This is a genomic window from Prevotella sp. khp1 (assembly GCF_900102205.1).
GTDB lineage: Bacteria > Bacteroidota > Bacteroidia > Bacteroidales > Bacteroidaceae > Prevotella > Prevotella ruminicola.
On the sequence record NZ_FNJZ01000001.1, the window covers coordinates 811092 to 834644 of the forward strand.

The window sequence follows — 23553 nt, forward strand, 5'->3', positions numbered from 1 at the left end:
TGTTATTTAATTAATCCTGTTTTTACAATAGACAGCTGGAAACCGAAGTTGTCGCCTCGCAATTTACCGAAGTCGGCAGCTACAGCACCTTTTATGCTCCAACCATCCTTTAGCATATAATCAGCCACAGCCATACAACTTACATTCTCCATGGGGTTGACTGGCAAGTAATAATACGAGCCATAACTCTTTTGCCATGAAGCCAGCACGCGATAGTTCAACTGTTGTATAGGCGAACCACTAAAACCTAAATGCCAAGCCACAAAGCGGTTATGCTCTACCTCAATATGTCCATCGGCATTATACAGCGGAGATACATAAAGCGGATTACCCATCACCTGTCCCCAATGCTGCCAACCGGTATAGAGATGGTGATTGTAGTAATTGTCGCGCCCACTTATCTGATAGCCTACATGACTGGTCTTGTCATGATAAACCGGACCAGCCTGATACTTGGTGTACAGATACTCTACAACAATATTGTTGAGCCAAGCATTATCCTTCAGTTTCAGTTCGGCACCTAACAGCCAATCCTTAAAGTCGTACCAGAAGTACTTGTCGTCACTCTTGTTTACATGAAACATCATAGAGTTATCCTCGAAAAACTGATCGGCATATACAGCCAGATTCCAGGTAGGCTGATCGTAACTAAAACGTGCTACCCACGAACCCAACTGGTTACCTTCGGCATTCTTAAAATTGCCATCGGTAGCATCAGTTCCGCCTGGAATAAAAGCATTCTTAAAGGCTTTTAAACCGCCATCATTGTCATACACCTTTTCTACGCCATTCTCAAACAGATGCGAGGTACCACCAAACTGGCAGGCCATTTCTAAGCCTAACTCGGCAGTAAAGTTGCCTGGACCAATCTTCAGATATCCTGCCTTACTATGGTAGAGCGTGCCTTCGGTATATCGGTTCTGCGGAGCCACAAAATCCTTTTGCCAACCATCGTCGGTAGTTTTTCCATAAGCAATATGTCCTTTCAGCGCTAACCAGTTATTTGTACCTGGGATAGTCCAGTACTCAGGCAACGCCAATCGTACCTGAGGCACAGGACGGGCATTGATACCCAAGGTTTGCGAACCTGAACTCAACGCATGGTTCTTCAGTTCCATCGGATATTCCTTGGCACCAACAGTCAGTGTTCCCTTCAGCCAGCGACCTTCGACATAAGCCTGCTGAACCACCAACGTACTGGTGAAACCGGTAGCCACAGCCACATCGGCCCCATATCCAATCCCCCACTTGCGCCCATCATCAGCACTGAGCTTTCGTTCTATCGCACCACGCACATAGCCATTAGTGGTTTTCAGCGAACTAAGTCCATACTTGTTGGCATTCAACCACAAGGGCACATGATCGCCCGACGACAAGGTAGCCTGCATCTCAACCCGATACTGAACACTATCGGTAAGCGAACGCTGCTGAGCGCTTATAGCCAAAGGGCTACACATTATTAATAATATAGACCAGAATTTCTTCATACTGGGGGCAAAGATACGAATTTTTTCTTTCTTAAAAATACTTTTAGGGAATTTCCTCTACCTAATTAGGGAAAATCCTTTGCGTATAAACCCAAAATGTTGTTTCTTTGCACTGTGATTAACAAAACAGAATGTGAAACCATTTAAATGATACGATTATGAAGAAGATGTTTTTCGCACTGATGGTGATGCTGACCTCGACAATGGCAGCGAGTGCAATGAGCTACGAGCAGGCCCGCAACGAAGCCCTGTTCCTCACCGATAAGATGGCGTACGAGCTGAACCTCACCGACGAGCAGTATGAGGCTGCATACGAGATAAATCTGGATTATCTGATGGGCGTAGCCGGACGCGATGATGTTTTTGGCACTTACTGGGAGCGCAGAAATCTTGATTTGAGCTATATCCTGTACGATTGGCAGTGGAATGCATACATTGCAGCCAGCTACTTCTACCGTCCACTTTACTGGGAGGCTGGTTACTGGCACTTTGGAATCTATCGTCGCTATCCGCATCGCGATTTCTTCTACTTTGGTCGTCCGCACTTCTATGCAACCTATCGTGGTGGACATGCCTGGCACATTCATGGCACTCATGGCTACTACTATGGACGCAGAGAGCACTTCCGTCCTACTCACAGAGAGCACTTCGGAATGCACGATCGCTGGAATCGTGGCGACTTCCGCAACCCTCGTCACAGTTCAACCCGTGTAACTGGTCGTCACGATAGTCATCGTATCGATGTTCGCCACGACAATTCTCGTCGTATTGAAGGCCGTCATGACAACCGTCGCATCGAGAATCGAGATAATGGCATGAACCGTCACCACAACGATATCAATCGCCATAACGATACCAATCGTAATAATGGTTCGTTCAGTGGTCATCGCGGTGGTAGCAACTCACACACCAGAAGTATGGGCGGCGGTGCATCGCACAGTACATCACACGGAACTCGCAGCGCTGGTGGCGACAGCCGCATGGGAGGACGCCGATAAAACTTACAACTCAAGGATGCGGACCTCAGCGTTCTGCATCCTTTGAATTTCGTTCATTGGTTTTTGATAGTAATATGATTGTATAGCTTTGTTGATGATGCCATGGCCTACGGCCAACACCTTCTTTCCTGGGAATGTCTGCTTGACATACGCGATGAATTCGCCCGCCCTGGAAAGAAGGTTTTCTAATGTCTCGATATCATCAGGCCAAACCTCGCCTTTCAAATCAGGAATAAAGCGCCCGGTAAAGCTTCCCCAGTCGCGTTCACGCAGCAAAGGCGTAGTAAGCACCTCTAACTGATGTGGCTCGGCAATGATTCGGGCAGTATCAATAGAGCGTTTTAAATCGCTGGCCAATATAATATCAATCTCCTTATTCTTCCACTGCTCACTGAACTCACGAGCCTGCTGAACACCATTTTCGTTCAACTTACCCTGAGTTTGTCCCTGCATAATCTGATTGGCGTTATCTACCGTCTCGCCATGTCGTACTAAGTATAAAGTTGTCATCATCTATTAAATTTTGCTGCAAAATTACAGAATAATTTGCTTTTTCCACCTTATTTTATTATTTTTGCAGCGTAAAACTTAGAATTATTATATATGAAGATATTACAAAGTTCCATTTTCCGTGCCATTTGCGCCATAGCCATTGGTATCATGCTGATTAAGTATCCTGATAATACTGTAAACTGGATTACAGTTGCTATAGGTATATTATTCCTGCTGTCGGGTGTTATCTCGATGGTGGTATATTACAATGCCACCAAGCATGTAGCCGAGTATAAGATTATGGACGAAAACGGACAGGTGATAGCTGGTGACAAACCGGCTTTCCCGCTTGTTGGTTTGGGTAGTATTATCCTTGGACTGATGTTGGCCCTCACGCCAACCGTATTTATTACAGCCCTGATGTACATCATCGGTGCCATATTGGTTCTGGGTGCTACCAATCAGTATATGGCATTGGTAAGAGCACGCCGACTGGGCGGTATCGGCTTTGGTTATTGGATATTCCCATCGTTCATTCTCCTCACTGGTCTTTATGTGATGATTAAGCCCATGAGTCCAGCCAGCATGGCTATGACAATATTAGGTTGGTGCTCGCTGCTTTATGGTGTTACCGAGATTATCAACTCGCTGAAGATTCACTCTAACAAGCGTAAAGCCGAGAAGGCTCAGGAGATACCTGTAGCAGAGGAAGTGAAAGATGACGATAAAAAAGTTACGGAAGTGACTACACTCCCGTAACGATTCCTTCGATATATGTCTTAAGGATGTGGATACCCGTGCGGTTATCTCCACCCCAGGGAACAATCAGGTCGGCAAACTTCTTTGTTGGCTCGATGAATTGTTCGTGCATGGGCTTCAGCACCTTTTCGTAGCGATCCAGTACCATTTCTACTGTTCGTCCACGCTCTACCACATCGCGACGGATGTTACGGATCAGACGAACATCACTATCAGTATCTACAAATATCTTCAAGTCCATCATATCACGTAGTTTCTTGTGATGCAAGGCCATAATGCCCTCGATAATAATCACAGGCTTTGGCTCTACATGGATAGTCTCCTTCTGTCGGTTACTCTCGATATACGAATAGGTGGGCTGCTCAATAGCCTCGCCATTCTTCAACTTCTTGATATGCTCGGTGAGCAACTTCCAGTCGAAAGCGTCTGGATGGTCGAAGTTGATAGCCTTACGCTCCTCAGGAGTCATACCCGTTGTATCGTTATAATACGAGTCGAGGGGAACAACTGCTGCACAATGAGGAGGCAGAGCCTTGGATATTCTCTTAACTACGGTAGTCTTACCCGAACCGGTACCGCCTGCAATTCCAATGATTGTCATAATCTTAAGTATTTAAATACAATGTTATAAAATTCTGCTTTACGCTCTGTTTTCATGGGGTAAGCCCTCGAACTGCTTGGCATGCGATAGAGTCGTATCACCCTGTCGTCAAGTGTAAACTCTGCATATTCGCCAACTTTAGGGCCTTTAATACCATAATGGTTACAAAATACGTCGGTGGCCAACTGGCCTGCTGTTATCACAGCCTCGCAGCAAGGCAAGCTTCTGAGCATGGCATCAAGATCGGTCTCTTCTACAATCTCCAAGTCCTTATCCGAAGCATTATCCTTTGTTCTGCGAATACGGGTGGCCGTATCATACATGGCAATTCCTTTTTCATTCAGGAAAGGGATAATCCGTTCCAAATCAAAGCGTTTCTCCTGTTCCAACACAAAATGCTGCTTGTTATCAAAGAAACAGATGCCAAAGATTCGCCACATGTCGTTGATGAAGTTGGGGTAATAGAAACGCATACACCATCGCTTTTCAGCAGGAGGGAAAGTGCCGAGCATCAATAGCTTAGCATGCCCAGGCAGAAATGGCTCGAAGGGATGTGATTCTATTATTTCGCTCATCAGTTCTTCTTCAAATAAACCAAAGTGGGTAAGTGATCGCTATAGCCGTTCAGCCATTTGCCACCTGCGGTGGTACGTAGTGTATTGCCACGATATGCGCCTTCCTGCTGAATCAGGTAATCGCGACGGAACACCTGATAATCAAAGAGTTTCAATGTAGAGTAATCCTCCTTACCTGACTTATTGAGCAGATTCGACGAGAGGATAATCTGATCGAAGAGATTCCATGCCCCCTGGAACTGAAGTGTACCCTGACCAGAGGCCAACATATTCCACCAAGGATTATAAAGTCCTCCCTCCTCTACTTCACTTATTTCGCGTCTGGCACCCAGGCATTTTGCCATCGATGCATCGTTGGGGTCATCGTTCATATCACCCATGATAAACAGCTTTACCTTGGGATCATCCTTCTGCAACGAGTCTTTTACTACACGCAACTGCGAACCACCATCCTCACGGGCATACGATGGTGCACCACGCGATGGCAGATGGTTAACAATGATAGTAACATGCTCTTTGGCCATCGTACCACTAACCACCAGGAAACCACGAGTAGCGCGACCGGCATCCTCTGGTCTATTATATATATAAGGTACAAGCTTTACATGATTAACCTTAAAAAGCTGAGGATTGTAAAGCAAAGCACAATCAATACCACGCTGATCGGGACCTTCGATATGTACGAACTTAAAGTTACGGGCCTTCAAGGCTGGCTGATTGCAAAGGTCGGTCAGGCATTTGGCATTCTCAACCTCAGCCACACCAATAGCAGCACATCCCACATCAGGCAACTTATCGGTGCCCATGTCGGCCAGCACGCGAGCCATATTATGAAGCTTGCACTTATATTTCTCAGCATCCCACTTAAATGTGCCTTCAGGCATGAACTCATAATCGTTCTTACCCTCATCGTGAGTGGTATCAAAAAGATTCTCAAGATTATAAAAACCTATGCCATATACTTGTTGCTCCTTTTTATTCTTGGCTTGGCATCCCACCAAAACAAGGAGTAATAAAAACGTTAAAAACTGAAATTTACGCATATTAGTACTGTTTATGCTTGCAAAAATAGCACAAAAAATTGAGTAAACAAAGAAAAAAGCACAAAAAGTTTGTAAATTCGGAAAAATCTTCGTAACTTTGCACCCGCTTTATGCGAAATTAGTATTTATAACATTAATATTTAAACTCAAAATGAAAAAAGGTATTCATCCAGAAAACTATCGCCCCGTCGTATTCAAGGATATGTCCAACGGCGATATGTTCCTTACGAAGTCTACAGCAAAGACAAATGACACTGTAGAGTTCGAAGGCGAAACTTACCCAGTGGTAAAAGTCGAAATTTCAAGCACCTCTCACCCATTCTACACAGGTAAGAGCAAGCTCGTTGACACTGCAGGACGTGTTGATAAGTTCATGAGCCGCTACGGTAAGGCTGCGAAGAAGTAAGATAAAACCGCAAAGAACATTAAAAGATGCGTCCATGGTAGTTGCATATGCCAAGGCCGCATCTTTTTTTTATTACAACAACCCGAATATTATTACAACACGATATGAAAACAGTTTATGACTTCACTGTCAAGGACAGAAAAGGAAAAGACGTATCTCTGAAAGAATACGCCAACGAGGTGTTGCTGATTGTAAACACAGCAACTAAGTGTGGATTCACTCCACAATACGAGGAACTGGAGAAACTCTATGAGCAGTATCATAGTCAGGGTTTCGAGATTCTCGACTTCCCCTGCAACCAGTTCGGACAGCAGGCACCTGGTACCGATGAGAGTATCCACGAGTTCTGCAAGCTGAACTTTGGTACTGAGTTCCCACGCTTTAAGAAGATTAAGGTAAATGGCGACGACGCCGATCCTCTGTATAAGTTCCTGCAGGAGCAGAAGGGCTTTGCCGGTTGGGATATGAGCCACAAGATTGCCCCTATCCTCGACGACATGCTCTCGAAAGAGGATCCTGACTACAAGCAGAAAGCTGATATTAAGTGGAATTTCACAAAGTTCCTGATTAACAAGAAGGGACAGGTTGTTGCTCGATTCGAGCCCACTGAGAATATCGAGAATATTGCCAAGCAGATTGAAGAGCTGCTTAAGTAATAGCCAACATATAAATAAACAGATATCATATGGAACATACTAAGTGTTTAATTATCGGTAGTGGCCCTGCTGGATATACAGCTGCCATTTACGCCTCGCGTGCCAACTTGAGTCCAATCGAGTATAGCGGCATGCAGCCTGGCGGACAGCTCACTCAGACCACTGAGGTTGAGAATTTCCCTGGCTATCCTCAGGGTGTTGACGGCAACCAGATGATGATGGACCTGCTGGAGCAGGCTCAGCGCTTTGGAACCGATATCCGTAACGGCGAGATTGTGAAGGTCGACTTCTCAAAGGCTCCCTACGTTTGCACAGCCGATGACGGTACAGAGATCGAGGCCGACACCGTGATTATCGCTACAGGCGCCTCAGCCAAGTACTTAGGTCTCGACGATGAGCGCAAGTATAACGGACAGGGCGTATCAGCCTGCGCTACCTGCGACGGATTCTTCTATCGCAAGAAGACAGTTGCCGTAGTTGGTGGTGGCGATACAGCTTGCGAGGATGCCCTTTACCTGGCAGGATTGGCCAAGAAGGTGTATCTGATTGTACGCAAGCCATTCCTTCGCGCCTCACAGGTGATGCAGCAGCGTGTGAAGGAGAACGAGAACATCGAGATTCTGTTCGAACATAACACCCTTGGTCTTTATGGCGAGAATGGTGTCGAAGGTGCCCATCTGGTTAAGCGTAAGGGCGAAGCCGATGAGGAACTGGTTGACATTGCTATCGACGGCTTCTTCCTGGCTATTGGCCATAAGCCCAATACCGACATCTTTAAGGAGTGGCTGGATATGGACGAAACAGGCTATCTGAAGAAGATTGACGGAACACCTAAGACCAAGGTTCCTGGTGTATTCGTAGCTGGCGACTGCGCCGACCCTGTATATCGTCAGGCTATCTCTGCTGCAGGTTCAGGTTGCCAGGCGGCTATCGAGGCTGAGAGATTCTTGTTGAATAAGTAATATAAATGAGAAAAGGCTCGTCTCACGACGAACCTTTTCCCCAAAAAAATTACTTAAAAAACTAAATTAATCAACCATAAACCTTAACCATTAAAATCTTTTTCTGATGCAAAGATATGGCAAGTTTTTGAAATGGATGTTTAATTTAAGTTTTTTGTTGTTGAAAATGCGTGAACTAACGCAAAATGAACACAAAATCACTAATTTTATACATTTTAACGCTTAAAACGGCAAATTTTATCGAAAATAGTTGATTGATATCAAAAAAAATAACTATTTTTGCACAACCAATAATTATAAAAGTATGGACAACCGTTTACTATTAGCCCTCATCATAATGGTAATTCTGACCATTATTCTCCTCGTAGGAAGACGTTTATTCCTGCGAAGCCAAAAAGTGCGAAGAAGATTACGACTCAGCGCCATATTTACAAATATTACGCACGAGCTTCTAACTCCCCTATCAGTCATCTCGGCCTCTGTCGACAAGTTGCGCGACACCGAACCGCAGTACAGCCATGAATACGACTTGATGCAATTCAACATTCAGCGAATGGTGAGACTGTTACAGCAGATTCTGGAAACCAGCAAATCTGATGCGGGCCAGCTACGGTTACTGGTTGCTCAGGGTGATGTAATGAAGTATATACGCCAAACCGCCGAATGCCTGGAGCCACTTATTGCCAAGAAAGACATGAAGTTCAGTATCAACTGTCAGCCAGAAAGCATGATGGGCTGGATTGATACCGACAAGTTGGATAAGATTATCTATAACTTATTATCTAACGCAGCCAAATATGGCAAAGAAGGTGGCACCGTGTCGATCAGCGCCATCACCAACGATAAATACGACGAGGTAGAAATCAAGGTGAGCGACGATGGCGATGGTATCTCTGCCAAACAGATGAAACACCTGTTTAAACGCTTTCATGATGGCGATTACCGACAGCATCATACAAATGGGACTGGGTTAGGTCTGTCGTTAACGCAGGATCTGGTTTATCTGAACAGAGGAACCATCACCTGCCACAGCGAAGAGGGAAAGGGCACAGAGTTTATCGTCAGACTCCCTATCAAGAAAGAAGCCTTTGCACCTGATCAGATTGACGAAAAGCATAAGATTGATTTCAATATTCCTAAGAACACCATCGTAGATATCAATACCATCGTACCAGATGTGAATGCTGATCCAGAGGATCCTATTGAGGATGGCTATAAATTATTGGTAGTAGAGGACAATCTAGAATTACTGATGCTGATGCAGCAACTGCTAAAGACCACCTATCATGTTTACATAGCCCGCAATGGTGCCGAGGCTATAAAAGTGATACATGAAAAAGAGCTCGATCTGATTATATCAGATGTGATGATGCCCGAGATGGATGGTATCGAACTGACCAAAGCCGTTAAAGCCGACCCTAACTATAATCACCTGCCCATCATCCTGCTGACAGCCAAGACACAGGAGGAAGACGAGAAGGAAGCATTGCAAAGCGGAGCCGACGAATATCTGAGAAAACCATTCCGCTTAGGCGATCTGAAACTACGCATCGATAACATCATCGAGAATCGTAAACGCATGCAGACAGAATTCAGTCAGTTCAGTGCTGAGGAAGAAGTAAAACACATTGCCAAAGCCCCAAGTCCCGACGAAGCTTTTGTTAATCAGGTTCTGGCAAACATCCATAAACATATCGACGACGAAACTTATGATCGCGATGCATTAGCTGCCGACATGGGCACCAGCGCTTCCACCTTATATAATAAGTTACGCTCTATCACTGGCATGAATGTATCGGCTTTTATTCGTGATGTAAGAATGAAAGAGGCCCGACGCCTGGGCATGGAGAACCCCAACCTGCGTGTCAGCGATTTGGCTTATAGCGTTGGATTCCACGACCCACGCTACTTTGCTACTTGCTTTAAGAAACAGTTTGGCATTCAGCCGAAGGAGTTCTTGGAGATTTTGCTGAACTCAAAACAAAAAGGGCCAGGAAAGTAAGCGCACCATTCATCATCAGCAACTCATAACCAAACCGATAACCAGCCAAATGCCAGGTTATCGCATCAATAGCATAGCATAGCAAAGGCGATGCGATGCAGATATAAGGCACATACCGATCGCGTGGCATACGCTTGGTAAGCATGCCAAAGGCAAAGAGTCCCAACAGCGGACCGTATGTATAGCCACAAATCGTATAGATGGCATCAATCACACTTGTTGAGTTCAGCAGTCTGAACAGCAGAATCATCACCACAAACAAGATGCTGATACCCAGATGGGCACGCTTACGCAACTGCTCGTCGCCTGCCCTACCCCTGATATCTACGCAATAACTGGTGGTAAGCGATGTTAAAGCCGAATCGGCACTCGAGAACGAGGCTGCCACAATACCTATTGTGAAAGGAATCAGTACCGACAATCCGCTACGCTGAACAAATCCAGGCAGCAACGTATCTGACACCCCCGTTTCGCCCAGCATCACCAGCAGAACCCCCAACGACAAGAACAGCAGATTAGCAGGCACAAAAGCCACACCATAGGTACACATATCCTTCTGAGCCTCTTTCAGCGTTTTACATGTCAGGTTCTTCTGCATCATATCCTGATCAAGTCCGGTCATCACAATCACAATAAACACACCGCTCAGAAACTGTTTCCAGAAGTTCTGCTTCGAAACCCAGTCGTCCATCACAAACATCCTGCTATGCTCATCGGCAGCTATCGCACTAACAGCCTCAGGTATCGTCATTCCCAGTTCGCCCACCACCTTATATATAATAAGGAGAAGGGCCGAAAACAGACAGATGGTTTGGAAAGTATCGGTCCATACCAGTGTTTTGATACCTCCACCCCTTGTATAAAGCCAGATAAGGGTCACCATCGCCGATACGGTTACCACAAACGGAATACCCATCTCATCGAACACAAACTGCTGCAGAATCATACAAACCACATAGAAACGCACCACAGCGCCCGTCATCTTCGACAAAAGGAAAAACGAGGCACCTGTTTTATAGGCGCGAGGGCCTAATCGCTTTCCCAGATAGGAATAAATGGTTGTGAGATTCAAGCGATAGTAGAGCGGAAGCAGGATGAATGCAACTGCAAAATAGCCCAGAATAAAGCCCAGACAGGTTTGCATATAAGTCATATCGATACTGGTTACCATACCAGGCACCGATACAAAGGTTACACCAGATATCGACGCACCAACCATACCAAAAGCCACCATATACCATGGCGACTGACGATTACCACGAAAGAAGGTATCGTTAGTAGCACGGCGTGCAGTCAGTCGACTGATGGCAAACAAAACTGCAAAATAGCCTAATATTATTGCAATCATCCACATAATCGTGTGCAAAGGTACACTTTTTTTTAAAATTATCAATTATCAATTCTCAATTTTCAATTAATTGTGTTATCTTTGCACTCGGTGATCGGCTTTGCCGCTTGCCTTAAGCAAGAATTCCAAATTCTAAAACGTATTATATTATGTCTAAACAAAAAAAATTCATCCTCCAAGAGAGCGAGATTCCCACACAGTGGTACAACATTCAGGCTGACATGCCAACCAAACCAATGCCTCCCATCCATCCTGCAACCAAGCAGCCTCTGGGTGTAGACGATCTGGCACACATCTTCCCTCGTGAGTGCTGTGTACAGGAGCTTGATACAGAGCATCGCTGGATTGATATCCCAGAAGAGGTGCTCGAGAAGTACAAGTTCTATCGTTCAACTCCATTGGTTCGTGCCTATGCGCTCGAGGAGGCTTTGGGAACACCTGCCCATATCTACTTTAAAAACGAGAGTACCAACCCATTGGGTTCACATAAAATCAACTCTGCCATTCCTCAGTGCTACTACGCCAAGCAGGAAGGCACCACTAACGTAACCACCGAAACCGGTGCCGGACAGTGGGGAGCAGCCCTTTCATACGCTGCAAAAATCTACGGTCTCGACTGCGCTGTTTATCAGGTAAAGATTACCATGCAGCAGAAGCCATACCGCTCAAGCATTATGCGTACCTTTGGTGCTGTGGTCGAGGGTTCACCTTCGATGTCAACCCGCGCCGGTAAAGACATCCTGACCAAGGATCCAACCCACTCTGGTTCATTAGGTACAGCCATCTCTGAGGCTGTTGAGCTGGCTACTACCACTCCTAACTGTAAGTACACCTTAGGTTCGGTATTAAACCACGTAGGTTTGCATCAAACCATCATCGGTCTTGAGGCCGAGAAGCAGATGGAGATGGCTGGCGAGTATCCTGATATCGTGATTGCTTGCTTTGGTGGAGGTTCTAACTTCGGTGGTATCGCCTTCCCATTCATGCGCCACAACCTGTGCGATGGCAAGAAGACCGAGTTTATCGCTGCCGAGCCCGACAGCTGTCCTAAGCTCACACGTGGTCAGTTCCGCTACGACTTTGGCGACGAGGCTGGTTACACCCCATTGCTACCCATGTTCACACTGGGTCATAACTTCAAGCCAAGCAACATCCACGCTGGTGGTCTGCGTTATCATGGTGCTGGTATGATTGTAAGTCAGCTGTTGAAGGACGGACTGATGCGTGGTGTTGATATCCCACAGCTTGAGACCTTCGAGGCTGGTATGCTGTTTGCACGCACCGAGGGTATCATCCCTGCTCCTGAGAGCTGTCACGCTATCGCTGCCACCATCCGCGAGGCTAAGAAGTGCAAGGAAACTGGCGAGGAGAAGGTGATTCTCTTCAACCTCTCAGGTCATGGTCTGATTGATATGCCAAGCTACGACTCATTCATCAAGGGCGACCTGCAGAACTACACCGTTACTGATGAGATGATTGCCGCTAACCTGGCCGAACTGGATAAGCAGTAATCTTATTATATCTGAAATAGAAATCCCCACTCGCTTGAGTGGGGATTATTGTTTTCGCTTAGAATATGCGACCAGTAATCGTAAGTTTCAGTACTGGATAAACGGTCCATTTATCAATGATCTTTGATAAGTCATCATCGCTATCGTTCAACTCGTTTATCTTAACCTCCTTATTGTCCTGATATACTTTAAGCTTTCCCATAAACTGGCAGCCAGCCTCGAAACGGAAACCTACACGTTTCTTGGGCACCAGACGTCCCACACCCAGTCCAACATACGGACGGAAATTCTTTACGCGGATATCGCCGTTGATATCACCATTCTCGTCGAACTTTACATTATATTTGTCAAGTTCTGCCGAGATGCTATTCAGAATCACATCCTTGAAAGTTGGAAAAGTAGTAATAGCACTCTGTATAGCATCGCTATGACCTGTCAGTTTGCCAAGTTTCTCACCACCAAACGAGAAACCACCAGCCACGAAGAAAGTAGAATTGCCTCCGAATGGGTAGATGTTCAACTTTACATCCATTGTGGTACGCTTCAAATTGCCAGTAATCTTAACTTTGTCGTGGTTAGGAATAGTAACCTGTGCAGGAAGAGCTCCGAGATTGTAATCTACGTTAACATCCCCTTTAATCTTAACGCCTGGCATAAAGTTCACACCAGCACTCAGTTCCAGATAGTCGGTAATAGGTGCAGCTACACCCACGCCGATACCCTCGGTGTTTGCCGATACATTCAAACCTACGTGGTTAAAAACCCCACGCTCATAATACTCTTGTGCCGATGCGGTAGTTATTCCCATCAACAACGCAAAACTTGCAATCAGTAGTTTTTTCATATTCGTAAGTGTTTGATATTAGTATTACTACATTCTTATCAGTTGCAAAGATAAATATATTCTTCCTAAAATGCAAATTTTTACTCTAAAAAAAAGTACCTAAAGAAAAAATGCACTCTAAGTACTTTGCAATTGAAAAGTACCTAGAGTGCAAATTACACCTAAAACTTATCGTTTTTTATCGGATTCTGTCCATTGAGCGGACTAACTTTTCATCTGCCAGGATAGCTCGGCGAGCCATCAAGTAGAGTATCAGCGAGATAGCTGGGAATACAGCTGGCCATGAAGGACGGAAAACAACAGCTCCCCACGACTTATCACCTACCATCTGGCCAACAACAAAAAATACCACATACCAACCAATGATAAACAACACATTGAACAGGCAGAACAAAGCCTGCATCTTACGGTTGTTATATATAAATATGGTATAGGTAGCGATTACTGCTGTAGGCAGCAGAACAGCCATCAAGGGCCAGGTATCAAAATGATGCTTGCCAATGGGGTCGGTGTACCAAAGGTTATACACCTTTGCCACAGAGATACCACCCAACTTGAATGAGCCTATCTGCATACAAAGACAAATGACGGTCATAATAATGGCCGCCAAAAGATATAATGTCTGCTTACGCTGTATCATATTAATCTTCCTGGTTCTGGTTCTCGCGAGAAGGATCACGCCAGTAAACCTTATCCTCAATAAACTCCTGAGTAGCCAGAAGACTTGGTTTTGGCAGCTTTTCGTAGTAACGAGAAATCTCGATCTGCTCACGATTCTCGAATACCTCCTCGAGCGAATCGTTATATGAAGCGAACTCAGCCAGCTTCTTAGAGAGATCGTCCTTAATCTGCAGACTGATCTGATTGGCGCGCTTGCCAATGATAGCTACACTCTCGTAGATGTTACCTGTGTCCTCACACAGATCCATAATGTTACGTGTTACGGTGTTAACCGGTGCTTTTGACTTCTTATAATCCATATCTTAATCTTTAATAACTTTTTTGCACTTATTGATAAACTTCTCGGCCATAGCGGCATTCTTCGACTCAGGGAACTCGTTCAGGAATCCGTAGCACTCGTCCTCGGCATCGCGATAACGATCCATACGCTTCTCCTCCGAACTGTTCTCGGCCAACTCGAACTTAGCCTTCATAATGAGCAGCATCAAATCCTCGCGGATACTGCAGTAAGGATAGTTCTTCAGGCAGTTCTGAGCCGTAATGATACAAGCATTGTAGTTACTCTCCTCGTTTGAGTTGATGTTACCGAAGTAGCCACCCAGATTATAATACAACTCGGCTGAGAGATACTCCTTCTGAATCAGCTTCTCGTGGAGCTCGTACAAACGAGACTGAGCCTGAGGACGAAGCGATGACTCGGGATAGAGATCCATAAACTGCTGGTAGGCAGTAATGGCGCCATTAGTAGGCGACTGATCCAGTCGAGGCTCGGGGGCACTCTGATACAACGACTGACCTACATAGAAGTAAGCCAACTCGGCATAGGTTCCACGAGGATAGCTTGTAGTATATTTCTTGAAAGTTTCCGAAGCAGCATCGTAATCCAGATTGCCGTACTGAGCCATACCCAACATATACAGACACTCCTGAGCTTCGTCGGAGCCTTTCTTGATAGTCACCAGTTCTTCCAACAGCGAAGTAGCCTGCTGGAATTTTCCACATGCGAATGCTTCTTTAGCATACTCATACTTATAATCAGTGTCACCATACTTGTAGACACTGTTAAACTCTGAGGCGCAACTGCTAAGCAGTAATGCCGCACATGCCAATGTAATGATACCTTTATTCATATTCGGGGTGCAAAATTAGCACTTTTCGGTCAAATAACAAAGTTTTATGTAAGGTTTTTGGCGTTTTTTGATGTTTTTTTAATAACTTATTCGTATCTTTGCACACTCAATGAGCAAATTTATACTAACATCGGAATATAAACCCACTGGCGATCAGCCCGAGGCGATACGTCAGTTAACTGAGGGATTGGATCGCGGAGACCGTGCTCAGGTACTGCTTGGAGTAACGGGATCGGGTAAGACATTTACGATGGCAAACGTGATTGCGCAACACAATCGCCCTACCCTGATTCTGAGTCATAACAAGACATTGGCAGCACAGCTTTACGAAGAAATGAAAGGTTTCTTTCCGCAGAACGCCGTAGAGTATTATGTAAGCTATTATGACTACTATCAACCAGAAGCATATCTACCCACCACCGATACTTACATCGAAAAGGATCTGGCCATCAACGACGAGATCGACCGCTTGCGTCTATCCGCCGTATCCAACCTACTTTCAGGTCGTAACGATGTAGTTGTGGTATCATCCGTATCATGCATTTATGGTATGGGAAGCCCGGTAGCGCTTCAGGAGAATGTGATCGAGCTGAAGAAAGGTCAGATTCTTGACCGCAATGCTTTGTTAAGAAAGTTGGTAGCCGCATTATATGTACGAAACGACTTGGATTTACAGCGAGGTAACTTCCGCGTAAAGGGCGATACCGTAGATATTGCGATGGCCTATAGCGAGGTGGTACTCCGCATTACATTCTGGGACGATGAGATCGACGCCATCGAAGAGATGGATGCCGTTACCTTTGACCGACTGGCCAGTTTCGACGAATACCGCCTGTACCCAGCCAACCTTTTCATGACCTCGCAAGAGCAAACCAACATAGCCATCCACCAGATTCAGGACGACCTGATGAAACAGGTGCTCTATTTTGAGGAGATTGGCGATAACATCAAGGCTCAACGCATTAAGGAACGCGTAGAGTACGACATGGAAATGATTAAGGAACTGGGCCATTGCTCGGGTATCGAGAACTATAGCCGCTATTTTGATGGTCGCCAAGCCGGCGAACGTCCTTACTGTCTGCTGGATTTCTTCCCCGACGACTATCTGCTCATTATCGACGAGAGTCACGTAAGTGTACCGCAAATCAGCGCCATGTATGGCGGCGACCGCAGCCGCAAGCAGAACCTGGTAGAATACGGTTTCCGTTTGCCTGCCGCCTTCGACAACCGACCGCTGAAGTTCGAGGAATTCCAGCAGGAGGTGAATCAGGTGATCTACGTGAGCGCTACCCCAGCCGATTACGAATTGAATGAGGCCGAAGGCGTAGTGGTTGAACAGGTTATCCGTCCTACAGGACTGCTCGACCCAGAGATTGAGGTACGCCCCAGCGAGAATCAGATTGACGACTTGATGGACGAGATCCTGACTCGTAGTCATCGTGGTGAGCGTGTACTCATCACCACACTGACCAAGCGCATGGCCGAGGAACTCACAGAATATCTGCTGAACCACAGCGTAAAAACCGCCTACATCCATAGCGATGTAGCCACACTGGACCGTGTAAAGATTCTGAGCGACCTGCGCCAAGGTGTGTATGATGTGTTAGTAGGCGTCAACCTGCTTCGTGAGGGTCTCGACTTGCCCGAGGTATCACTGGTTGCCATCCTTGATGCCGATAAGGAAGGCTTTTTGCGCAGTCATCGCAGCTTAACGCAGACAGCCGGTAGAGCTGCCCGTAACGTAAACGGCAAGGTGATTATGTATGCCGATACCATCACGGCATCAATGCAGCTAACCATCGACGAAACCCTGCGCCGCCGCCTGAAACAGATGAAGTATAACGAGGAGCATCACATCACTCCAAAGCAGATTGTGAAGAACCTGAGTTTCAACGCTTTACAGAAGGAGAACCGTGCCGACACGAAGGAGCTTATGCGTAACTTCTCGATGGCCGCCGAAAACGGCGATGCTGGTGTGAGAGTGGCTGCCGACCCGATAGAGGAACGCATGACCCGACCGCAGATGGAAAAGCTGATAGAAGAGACAACACGCAAGATGAAAGAAGCTGCCAAACAGCTCGACTTCCTGCAAGCTGCACAATATCGCGATGAGATAGTTAGATTGCAGAAAGAGCTGGAATTGAAGTAAAAAAACATAAAATCCGTGTTAATCCGTGTAATCCGTGCTAAAATTTAAAAATAAATTAGTACTTTTGCACGGTTTTATTAAAATAAAAAAGGTTATATGAAAAAGTTTTTGATAGCCATACTGATGGCAATGCCTGTAATAGCTTCGGCTCAGGACAATACTTGGGAGCGTATCGAACAGGAACCTGTTGCAACTGTTAACCCAGATGCCAAATATCTGGCAGAAGGTGCAGTACCAGAGGTTGACGGCAAGGTTTGCTGGCAGACCACCATCAAAGCGCCTGGCAAATCGGCTCAGCAGATTTACGACATTCTGCTTAAGCAGATGGAAAAGATGGTAAACGAGCCCAACCAGATTGCCAATAGCGCCGTTGCCATTAAGGATGCCGACAAGCATGAGCTGGGTGCCGTATTCCACGAGTGGCTGGTATTCAAGAACACCACCCTGTCGCTCGACCGCACTCAGTTTAACTTCCAGCTGATTGTAAAATGCAGCGACGAGCAGGCCGATGTAAAAATCGCCCACATTTCGTATAACTACGACATCGAGCGCAAGCCCGTACGCTATAATGCTGAAGAATGGATTACCGACAAGTATGCCGTTAACAAGAAGCATACCAAGCTGTATCCACTCTCGGCTAAGTTCCGCCGCAAAACAATTGACCGTAAGGACTTTATCTTCAATAAGTTCAATACGTTGTTAAACGATAAATAAATAACATGAGCAAAGACCAGATACGCAATATTCTGAATTTAATCTTTATGATTGGCGCAATCGTAGGGCTGATTTTCTTTTTCTCTAAGAACGAAGAACGACATACCCTCGGTTTGTACATCATCTTATTCTCGATGTGCTTCAAGATAGCCGAATCGTCTATGCGAATGATCAAATAATCTATGTACAGAAGACTATCCACACTTATCGTAGCACTATTGGCGCTGGCTCATGTCAGCGCTCAGACTGATCGTGATTTCAATCAGATTGACGAGAACGGAAATGTAAGCCGTCGAAGCGAGAACTTCAACAAGCATAGCAAGGATACCACTCAGCACAAGGAGATTCCAAAGGGACTCTACACGTGGACTATCGACAGAAGGTTTGGTGATGTAATTCCTACAGAGCCCGACACCCTGTCCCACTTGTTTATGAATACCACTTTCAATAGTGGCATGTATGGCGACTATAACACCACGGGAAGCAACTATACCGCCCGACTGAGTCGTATCTTTATCGACCGTCCTTATGGCGATTACTTCATATTCACCGAGCCCTACAGTTTTGTGAATAAGAAGCCAGACGAATTGCTGTACATGAACACCTTGTCGCCCTATACCAGCGTACTTTACGACAATTGCGGCGATAAGACCAACGGCGAGGACCATATCGATGCCAAATTCGCAGTAAACGCCAACAAGCGACTCAACTTCGGATTCGATCTGGATTATGCTTATGCCCGCGGCTATTACAGCAATCAGAACGTTTCGCATTTTAACGGAACCTTGTTTGGTTCGTATTTAGGCGACCGCTATCAGATGCATTTCTTCTTTAATGCCGCTCACCAGAAAGCTTCGGAGAATGGTGGTATCACTACCGATGATTATGTAACCCATCCCGAATCATTCACCGACAATTATACTGAGAGTGAAATTCCTACCGTGCTCTCAAAGAACTGGAACCGTAACGACCACCAGCACCTGTTCCTGAGTCATCGTTACAACATTGGTTTCTATCGCATGGTTAAGATGACCGACGAAGAAATCAAGGCCCGCCAGTTTGCCAAGGAATCGATGAAGGAGCACGAGGCAGAAAAGGAGCAGCAGGATGCCGACAAGAAAGAGTTGCGCAAAGAAAAAGATACCAAGAAGCCAACCGGTCGCCCCGAAGGTGCCAAGGTGGTAGGCAAAGAGCCACAAAGAGACGCGCTCGATATAGCTGCCGACACCACCCGCATAAAAATTGACGATCAGGCTGCCATCGATAGTTTGAATCGCTTGCAGGCTATTCAAGATTCTATCGACGCCACGATGAAACGCGAATACGTACCTGTAACCAGTTTCATCCACACACTCGATATCAGCAATTACAACCACATCTATCAGGCCTATAGCACGCCAACAAATTATTACCAGAACACCTATTATAAACAGGGTCTGGTATATGGCAACGACTCGATTTACGATCAGGTTAAGCACCAGCATATCAAAAACACGTTGGCATTGGCCCTGCTCGAAGGCTTCAATAAATACGTAAAAGCCGGCCTGAAGGCATTTGTTTCGTACGAGCACAACACCTATCAGATGCCTGAATTGGAGAATGGTTTGCTGCTTTGGAATAAGTGGAAAGAGTATAACCTTACATTCGGTGCCCAGCTGAGTAAGACACAAGGCAAGACACTGCATTTCAACCTGACTGCCGAGCGATGGCTTTCGGGAGCTGATGCAGGCGACATGACTATCGACTTCAGTACCGATCTGAACTTCCCATTATTCGGCGATACCGTCCAGCTGGCAGCATCAGCTTTCTATCAGCAGTGCAACCCTGTATTCCTGCAGGCCACCTATCACTCTAAGCATATCTGGTGGGATAACAATTTCGACAGAGAAAAACGCAGTCGCATTGAGGGTATGTTCAGTTATCAGAAGACCAATACCAAACTGCGCATAGCTGCCGAGAATATCAAGAACTACACCTACTACGGTATGAGTTACGACCTGACCGATAATGGAGGACGTAAGAATATGACCGCAGGTGTATATCAGGAAGGCGAGAATATCCAGATACTTACAGCTCAGCTGCATCAGAACTTCCGCCTGGGCCCACTGAACTGGGAGAACGTTATCACCTATCAGAAATCCAGCAACAAGGAAGTTTTACCCTTGCCCGACCTGAATATCTTCACCAATCTTTACCTAAAGTTTAAGATTGCCAAGGTGCTGGGTGTAGAACTGGGTGCTGATGCCACCTACTTTACCAAGTATTACGCTCCCGATTTCTGTCCTGCCATCAATCAGTTTGCAGTTCAGAAGAACGAGGCCAGCCGTATTGAATTAGGTGAGTTCCCCTTTATTGACGTTTATGCAAACATGACACTGAAGGGTGTAAGATTCTTCCTGGTAATGACCAATGTGGTTAACAATGGTGCAAACCACATGAAGTTCCTCACACCGCACTATCCCACTAACGGATCGGTAATACACTTTGGTGTTTCGTGGCCTTTCTTCAACTAAACAAGCAGAAGTCCAAGACTCACACAAACACCATAGATAAAGATATTACGCGCTGTTTCTCCTAAGCAGAGATTCAGCGCTTTTCCTTGGTATATGCGCTTAATCTTCAGATAAGTGATAAAGTGCAGCACGAGATAGATGAATGGGAATACAAAAGCAAGCAGATGACCATTCAACAGGAATGTACCACCCAGAATCATAGCGCCAACACCTACACCTATATATAACTGCAAACCGGCTTTAGCACCCAAACGCACAATAATGGTATTCTTACCAGCCTGACGATCGTTATCTCTGTCGCGGAAATTATTCACTATCAAAAGCGCATCGATAACCAGTCCGCAAGCTATCGAAGCAAGTACCAACTCCCAAGTAAACTCATGAAGCTGTATATAATAGGTACAGCAGACAGGAACCAAACCAAAAAACACAAGTACCAGCAAATCGCCTAAGCCTTGATACGAGAACCACGTGGTATAAAGGAATGCAAATAACACACATATCATTCCAACCAGCACCATCTCGAAACCGCCATAATACACCAACGGCAAACCTATCACACAAGCAATGCAGGTTGTCAAGGCAATCGCTTTCTTCATCGAATCGAGTTTTACCCAGCCTTGCGCACAGGCTCTACGCGGACCTAAGCGTGTTTCAGCATCGTCGGTACCATTCACAAAATCAAAAAAATCGTTGATAAAGTTGGCATCAATCTGCATGGCAAAGGCAAACAGCAAGCACAGCAATGCTGCTACCCAGCTAAACGTTCCTTCACCATACTGCGCTGCGTCAGAATATGCCAAAGCCATACCTATCATCACAGGAACCGCAGCTCCTGATAATGTTTTTGGACGGGCGGCCAACAACCATGCTTTAGCCGAATCCGTCACTATTTTTTGTTCTTCTGCCATAATTTTCTTAAAATTTCTTGCAAAAGTAACTACTTTTTTGTAAATTTGCAAAGAAAATCAAAACTTTTTATGACAAGCAATACCCCGAGTCTGGATTTAGTGGAGTTTATCGAGACACAGATTCTCCCAAAATACGCTGAGTTTGACCGTGCACATAACATGGAGCACGTCACAAGAGTTATACGCAATTCTCTCGAGCTGGTTAGGGCTACGGGAGCTGACGTCAACATGGTTTATACCATTGCCGCCTACCACGACCTGGGCATGTGCGGCCATCGCGCCGATCACCATATGCGTGGCGGTAAGATTCTGGCAGCCGATGCCCGCCTGAAAAAATGGTTCTCGATCGAACAGATCAAGATTATGAAAGAGGCAGTAGAGGATCATCGTGCATCAGCCAGTCGCAGTCCCCGTTCTATATACGGCAAGATTGTGGCCGAAGCTGATAGAGACATCGATCCCGACCGTATTATTCGTCGCTGCATCCAGTTCGGCTTGGCAAACTACCCCGAGAAATCAGTTGAGGAACATTGGGCCCGCTTCAAAGAGCACATGGCCAGCAAATACTCAAAAGACGGCTACATTAAACTATGGATTCCCAATTCGCCGAACGCTAAACGACTCAACGAATTGAGAACCATTATCGAACAGCCACAACAACTTCGTGAGGCTTTCGACCGAATTTTCCCTGAAGAGGCAGCTATCTCAGATACAGAAAGTAAATAGCTGCAAGAGCTACAACCATCGCTATCAGAATGGCCGACTTGATGAGACAAGAAGCAACTTTCTTAATCACCAAGAAGGCTACCACGATGGCTACCAGCACAAATATGTAATAACTTACGTTTCCCATTTTACTTAAACAGTTTTTTGAATGCAGTTGGAACAGGTGTTTCGAACTCCATAGGCTCACCGGTTACTGGGTGATGGAAGCACAGCAGCCAGGCATGCAGACAAAGGCGGTGTATAGGATCATCGCCATTGCCGTACTTAGGATCACCACATACAGGATGTCCCATATCAGCTGAATGCACACGAATCTGATTCTTACGACCTGTTTCGAGCTTAAACTCTACCAAAGAGTGATCGGTAGTGCGGTCTAACACATGATAATGCGTAACGGCATATTTACCACCATTATCGGTTGGCGACGAATAAGTTACATACGCCTTATTATCCTTCAGCCAGTTGGCAATAGTACCCTCATCGTTCTCCATTTCGCCTGAACAAACAGCTACATATCGGCGATCGTACACGATATCATGCCAGTTATGCTCCAGAATCTGTTCGGTTTCCATATCCTTGGCATAAACCATCAATCCACTGGTATCACGATCCAGTCGGTGTACCACATGTGCCGTACATTTCTGACGCGATTTCTTGAAATAATCATCCAACACTGTTTTTACGTTCAGTGATGAGTGACCAGCCGCCATCGAGAGAATGCCCTCAGCCTTCTCAATCACAATCAGCCATTTATCCTCGTAAACGATTTTCACGTAACGACTCTTGAACGACTGCTGATTGCGCTTGGTTTTGCTAACAGCCACTTTCATACCTGGCTCCAACTGAAAATCAAACTGACTCACAGTCTTGCCATTTACTTTGATACCTCTACCCTGCAGAGTCGCCTTTATCTTTGAACGACTTTGCTGAACATTGGCCAACAACCATTCCAACAATGGCATCGACTCGTTGACCACCAGGTGCTCATAGTCACCTTCTCGGTTATAGCCTGCGTTATATCTCATATCGGGTGCAAAATTAATAA

Annotated in this window: 24 protein-coding genes; 11 read left to right on the top strand and 13 right to left on the bottom strand. The window is 45.7% G+C overall.

Annotated features, from left to right (window positions below):
- Window positions 1-2 precede the first annotated feature (2 nt).
- Window positions 3-1487 (bottom strand): capsule assembly Wzi family protein, encoded by a 1485-nt coding sequence (locus BLR73_RS03520; RefSeq protein WP_091858999.1) that lies wholly within the window; start codon window positions 1485-1487, stop codon window positions 3-5.
- 158 nt (window positions 1488-1645) lie between these two features.
- Here BLR73_RS03520 and BLR73_RS14515 point away from each other — a divergent pair, with 158 nt between their 5' ends.
- Window positions 1646-2485: a hypothetical protein gene (locus tag BLR73_RS14515; protein WP_233456419.1), complete on the top strand. Its 840-nt coding sequence runs from the start codon at window positions 1646-1648 to the stop codon at window positions 2483-2485.
- 3 nt (window positions 2486-2488) lie between these two features.
- Here BLR73_RS14515 and BLR73_RS03530 read toward each other — a convergent pair whose 3' ends face one another.
- Entirely contained in the window at window positions 2489-2995 is a 507-nt protein-coding gene (locus tag BLR73_RS03530) for a histidine phosphatase family protein (RefSeq protein WP_091860097.1), read from the bottom strand.
- A 93-nt stretch (window positions 2996-3088) separates the two neighbouring features.
- Here BLR73_RS03530 and BLR73_RS03535 point away from each other — a divergent pair, with 93 nt between their 5' ends.
- Complete coding sequence (locus tag BLR73_RS03535; RefSeq protein ID WP_091859002.1) at window positions 3089-3736, top strand: HdeD family acid-resistance protein; 648 nt, start codon at window positions 3089-3091, stop codon at window positions 3734-3736.
- Here the strand turns inward: BLR73_RS03535 and udk are convergent.
- The 3 genes from udk to BLR73_RS03550 are packed head-to-tail and all read right to left on the bottom strand — an operon-like array spanning window position 3723 to window position 5955.
- Window positions 3723-4337 carry a uridine kinase gene (udk, locus tag BLR73_RS03540; RefSeq protein WP_013065046.1) on the bottom strand — a complete coding sequence of 205 codons (615 nt, stop codon included), beginning with the start codon at window positions 4335-4337 and terminating at the stop codon, window positions 3723-3725. The two genes, BLR73_RS03535 and udk, sit on opposite strands and share 14 nt — an antisense overlap.
- Window positions 4334-4912, bottom strand: a complete 579-nt coding sequence (locus BLR73_RS03545; protein ID WP_033149989.1) for a uracil-DNA glycosylase family protein — start codon at window positions 4910-4912, stop codon at window positions 4334-4336. The genes udk and BLR73_RS03545 overlap by 4 nt, the downstream gene beginning before the upstream one ends.
- Window positions 4912-5955 (bottom strand): endonuclease/exonuclease/phosphatase family protein, encoded by a 1044-nt coding sequence (locus BLR73_RS03550; RefSeq protein ID WP_091859005.1) that lies wholly within the window; start codon window positions 5953-5955, stop codon window positions 4912-4914. Before BLR73_RS03550 ends, BLR73_RS03545 begins: the two co-directional genes overlap by 1 nt.
- A 151-nt stretch (window positions 5956-6106) precedes the next feature.
- Here BLR73_RS03550 and BLR73_RS03555 point away from each other — a divergent pair, with 151 nt between their 5' ends.
- The 4 genes from BLR73_RS03555 to BLR73_RS03570 all read left to right on the top strand — a co-directional run bounded on the left by BLR73_RS03555 (window position 6107) and on the right by BLR73_RS03570 (window position 9981).
- Window positions 6107-6361: a type B 50S ribosomal protein L31 gene (locus tag BLR73_RS03555; protein ID WP_013064062.1), complete on the top strand. Its 255-nt coding sequence runs from the start codon at window positions 6107-6109 to the stop codon at window positions 6359-6361.
- Between the two features lie 104 nt (window positions 6362-6465).
- The gene (locus BLR73_RS03560) at window positions 6466-7017 is read left to right on the top strand and encodes a glutathione peroxidase (RefSeq protein ID WP_041385870.1); all 552 of its coding nucleotides are present in this window, start codon (window positions 6466-6468) and stop codon (window positions 7015-7017) included.
- 29 nt (window positions 7018-7046) lie between these two features.
- Window positions 7047-7979: a thioredoxin-disulfide reductase gene (gene trxB / locus BLR73_RS03565; RefSeq protein ID WP_073043312.1), complete on the top strand. Its 933-nt coding sequence runs from the start codon at window positions 7047-7049 to the stop codon at window positions 7977-7979.
- A 397-nt stretch (window positions 7980-8376) separates the two neighbouring features.
- Window positions 8377-9981: a hybrid sensor histidine kinase/response regulator transcription factor gene (locus BLR73_RS03570; RefSeq protein ID WP_176763601.1), complete on the top strand. Its 1605-nt coding sequence runs from the start codon at window positions 8377-8379 to the stop codon at window positions 9979-9981.
- Here BLR73_RS03570 and BLR73_RS03575 read toward each other — a convergent pair.
- Window positions 9902-11335 (bottom strand): sodium:solute symporter, encoded by a 1434-nt coding sequence (locus BLR73_RS03575; RefSeq protein ID WP_091859011.1) that lies wholly within the window; start codon window positions 11333-11335, stop codon window positions 9902-9904. The genes BLR73_RS03570 and BLR73_RS03575 overlap by 80 nt on opposite strands.
- Window positions 11336-11478: 143 nt before the next feature.
- Between BLR73_RS03575 and BLR73_RS03580 the strand changes: the two genes are divergently transcribed.
- Entirely contained in the window at window positions 11479-12840 is a 1362-nt protein-coding gene (locus BLR73_RS03580) for a TrpB-like pyridoxal phosphate-dependent enzyme (RefSeq protein WP_013064193.1), read from the top strand.
- A 58-nt stretch (window positions 12841-12898) separates the two neighbouring features.
- Here the strand turns inward: BLR73_RS03580 and BLR73_RS03585 are convergent, their stop codons facing one another.
- The 4 genes from BLR73_RS03585 to BLR73_RS03600 all read right to left on the bottom strand — a co-directional run bounded on the left by BLR73_RS03585 (window position 12899) and on the right by BLR73_RS03600 (window position 15495).
- Window positions 12899-13684 (bottom strand): hypothetical protein, encoded by a 786-nt coding sequence (locus BLR73_RS03585; protein ID WP_091859014.1) that lies wholly within the window; start codon window positions 13682-13684, stop codon window positions 12899-12901.
- A gap of 178 nt (window positions 13685-13862) precedes the next feature.
- Window positions 13863-14324, bottom strand: coding sequence for a DUF4293 domain-containing protein (locus BLR73_RS03590; protein WP_013064554.1), 462 nt, complete (start codon window positions 14322-14324; stop codon window positions 13863-13865).
- 1 nt (window position 14325) lies between these two features.
- On the bottom strand, window positions 14326-14664 hold the full coding sequence (locus BLR73_RS03595) for a DNA-directed RNA polymerase subunit omega (RefSeq protein WP_013063820.1): 339 nt from the start codon (window positions 14662-14664) through the stop codon (window positions 14326-14328).
- Between the two features lie 3 nt (window positions 14665-14667).
- Window positions 14668-15495: an outer membrane protein assembly factor BamD gene (locus BLR73_RS03600; RefSeq protein WP_013063050.1), complete on the bottom strand. Its 828-nt coding sequence runs from the start codon at window positions 15493-15495 to the stop codon at window positions 14668-14670.
- Window positions 15496-15604: 109 nt separating this feature from the next.
- On the opposite strand from BLR73_RS03600, the gene uvrB reads away from it, so the two are divergent.
- From uvrB to BLR73_RS03615, 3 genes are all read left to right on the top strand, one after another.
- Window positions 15605-17644 (top strand): excinuclease ABC subunit UvrB, encoded by a 2040-nt coding sequence (uvrB, locus tag BLR73_RS03605; protein ID WP_033149983.1) that lies wholly within the window; start codon window positions 15605-15607, stop codon window positions 17642-17644.
- Between the two features lie 96 nt (window positions 17645-17740).
- On the top strand, window positions 17741-18358 hold the full coding sequence (locus BLR73_RS03610) for a DUF4468 domain-containing protein (protein WP_091859016.1): 618 nt from the start codon (window positions 17741-17743) through the stop codon (window positions 18356-18358).
- 182 nt (window positions 18359-18540) lie between these two features.
- The gene (locus tag BLR73_RS03615) at window positions 18541-20871 is read left to right on the top strand and encodes a putative porin (RefSeq protein WP_091859018.1); all 2331 of its coding nucleotides are present in this window, start codon (window positions 18541-18543) and stop codon (window positions 20869-20871) included.
- Here BLR73_RS03615 and menA read toward each other — a convergent pair.
- Complete coding sequence (menA, locus tag BLR73_RS03620) at window positions 20868-21782, bottom strand: 1,4-dihydroxy-2-naphthoate octaprenyltransferase (protein WP_033149979.1); 915 nt, start codon at window positions 21780-21782, stop codon at window positions 20868-20870. The two genes, BLR73_RS03615 and menA, sit on opposite strands and share 4 nt — an antisense overlap.
- 69 nt (window positions 21783-21851) lie before the next feature.
- Between menA and BLR73_RS03625 the strand changes: the two genes are divergently transcribed.
- On the top strand, window positions 21852-22508 hold the full coding sequence (locus tag BLR73_RS03625) for an HD domain-containing protein (RefSeq protein WP_013064404.1): 657 nt from the start codon (window positions 21852-21854) through the stop codon (window positions 22506-22508).
- On the opposite strand, the gene BLR73_RS14305 is transcribed toward BLR73_RS03625, so the two are convergent.
- Together BLR73_RS14305 and BLR73_RS03630 are read right to left on the bottom strand one after the other, a co-directional pair.
- Entirely contained in the window at window positions 22483-22635 is a 153-nt protein-coding gene (locus BLR73_RS14305) for a hypothetical protein (protein ID WP_170857807.1), read from the bottom strand. The genes BLR73_RS03625 and BLR73_RS14305 overlap by 26 nt on opposite strands.
- Before the next feature lies 1 nt (window position 22636).
- Complete coding sequence (locus BLR73_RS03630) at window positions 22637-23533, bottom strand: RluA family pseudouridine synthase (RefSeq protein ID WP_041385874.1); 897 nt, start codon at window positions 23531-23533, stop codon at window positions 22637-22639.
- Window positions 23534-23553 lie beyond the last annotated feature (20 nt).

Bases quoted from the DNA above. Each gene is read 5' to 3' on its own strand.
- BLR73_RS03595 (WP_013063820.1), bottom strand. From the start codon at position 14,664: ATGGATTATAAGAAGTCAAAAGCACCGGTTAACACCGTAACACGTAAC.
- BLR73_RS03610 (WP_091859016.1), top strand. From the start codon at position 17,741: ATGAAAAAGTTTTTGATAGCCATACTGATGGCAATGCCTGTAATAGCT.
- BLR73_RS03555 (WP_013064062.1), top strand. From the start codon at position 6,107: ATGAAAAAAGGTATTCATCCAGAAAACTATCGCCCCGTCGTATTCAAG.
- BLR73_RS03615 (WP_091859018.1), top strand. From the start codon at position 18,541: ATGTACAGAAGACTATCCACACTTATCGTAGCACTATTGGCGCTGGCT.
- BLR73_RS03550 (WP_091859005.1), bottom strand. From the start codon at position 5,955: ATGCGTAAATTTCAGTTTTTAACGTTTTTATTACTCCTTGTTTTGGTG.
- menA (WP_033149979.1), bottom strand. From the start codon at position 21,782: ATGGCAGAAGAACAAAAAATAGTGACGGATTCGGCTAAAGCATGGTTG.
- BLR73_RS03630 (WP_041385874.1), bottom strand. From the start codon at position 23,533: ATGAGATATAACGCAGGCTATAACCGAGAAGGTGACTATGAGCACCTG.
- BLR73_RS03585 (WP_091859014.1), bottom strand. From the start codon at position 13,684: ATGAAAAAACTACTGATTGCAAGTTTTGCGTTGTTGATGGGAATAACT.
- BLR73_RS03560 (WP_041385870.1), top strand. From the start codon at position 6,466: ATGAAAACAGTTTATGACTTCACTGTCAAGGACAGAAAAGGAAAAGAC.
- BLR73_RS03520 (WP_091858999.1), bottom strand. From the start codon at position 1,487: ATGAAGAAATTCTGGTCTATATTATTAATAATGTGTAGCCCTTTGGCT.
- BLR73_RS03600 (WP_013063050.1), bottom strand. From the start codon at position 15,495: ATGAATAAAGGTATCATTACATTGGCATGTGCGGCATTACTGCTTAGC.
- uvrB (WP_033149983.1), top strand. From the start codon at position 15,605: ATGAGCAAATTTATACTAACATCGGAATATAAACCCACTGGCGATCAG.
- BLR73_RS03545 (WP_033149989.1), bottom strand. From the start codon at position 4,912: ATGAGCGAAATAATAGAATCACATCCCTTCGAGCCATTTCTGCCTGGG.
- BLR73_RS03530 (WP_091860097.1), bottom strand. From the start codon at position 2,995: ATGACAACTTTATACTTAGTACGACATGGCGAGACGGTAGATAACGCC.
- BLR73_RS14305 (WP_170857807.1), bottom strand. From the start codon at position 22,635: ATGGGAAACGTAAGTTATTACATATTTGTGCTGGTAGCCATCGTGGTA.
- BLR73_RS03535 (WP_091859002.1), top strand. From the start codon at position 3,089: ATGAAGATATTACAAAGTTCCATTTTCCGTGCCATTTGCGCCATAGCC.
- trxB (WP_073043312.1), top strand. From the start codon at position 7,047: ATGGAACATACTAAGTGTTTAATTATCGGTAGTGGCCCTGCTGGATAT.
- BLR73_RS14515 (WP_233456419.1), top strand. From the start codon at position 1,646: ATGAAGAAGATGTTTTTCGCACTGATGGTGATGCTGACCTCGACAATG.
- udk (WP_013065046.1), bottom strand. From the start codon at position 4,337: ATGACAATCATTGGAATTGCAGGCGGTACCGGTTCGGGTAAGACTACC.
- BLR73_RS03590 (WP_013064554.1), bottom strand. From the start codon at position 14,324: ATGATACAGCGTAAGCAGACATTATATCTTTTGGCGGCCATTATTATG.
- BLR73_RS03575 (WP_091859011.1), bottom strand. From the start codon at position 11,335: ATGTGGATGATTGCAATAATATTAGGCTATTTTGCAGTTTTGTTTGCC.
- BLR73_RS03580 (WP_013064193.1), top strand. From the start codon at position 11,479: ATGTCTAAACAAAAAAAATTCATCCTCCAAGAGAGCGAGATTCCCACA.
- BLR73_RS03625 (WP_013064404.1), top strand. From the start codon at position 21,852: ATGACAAGCAATACCCCGAGTCTGGATTTAGTGGAGTTTATCGAGACA.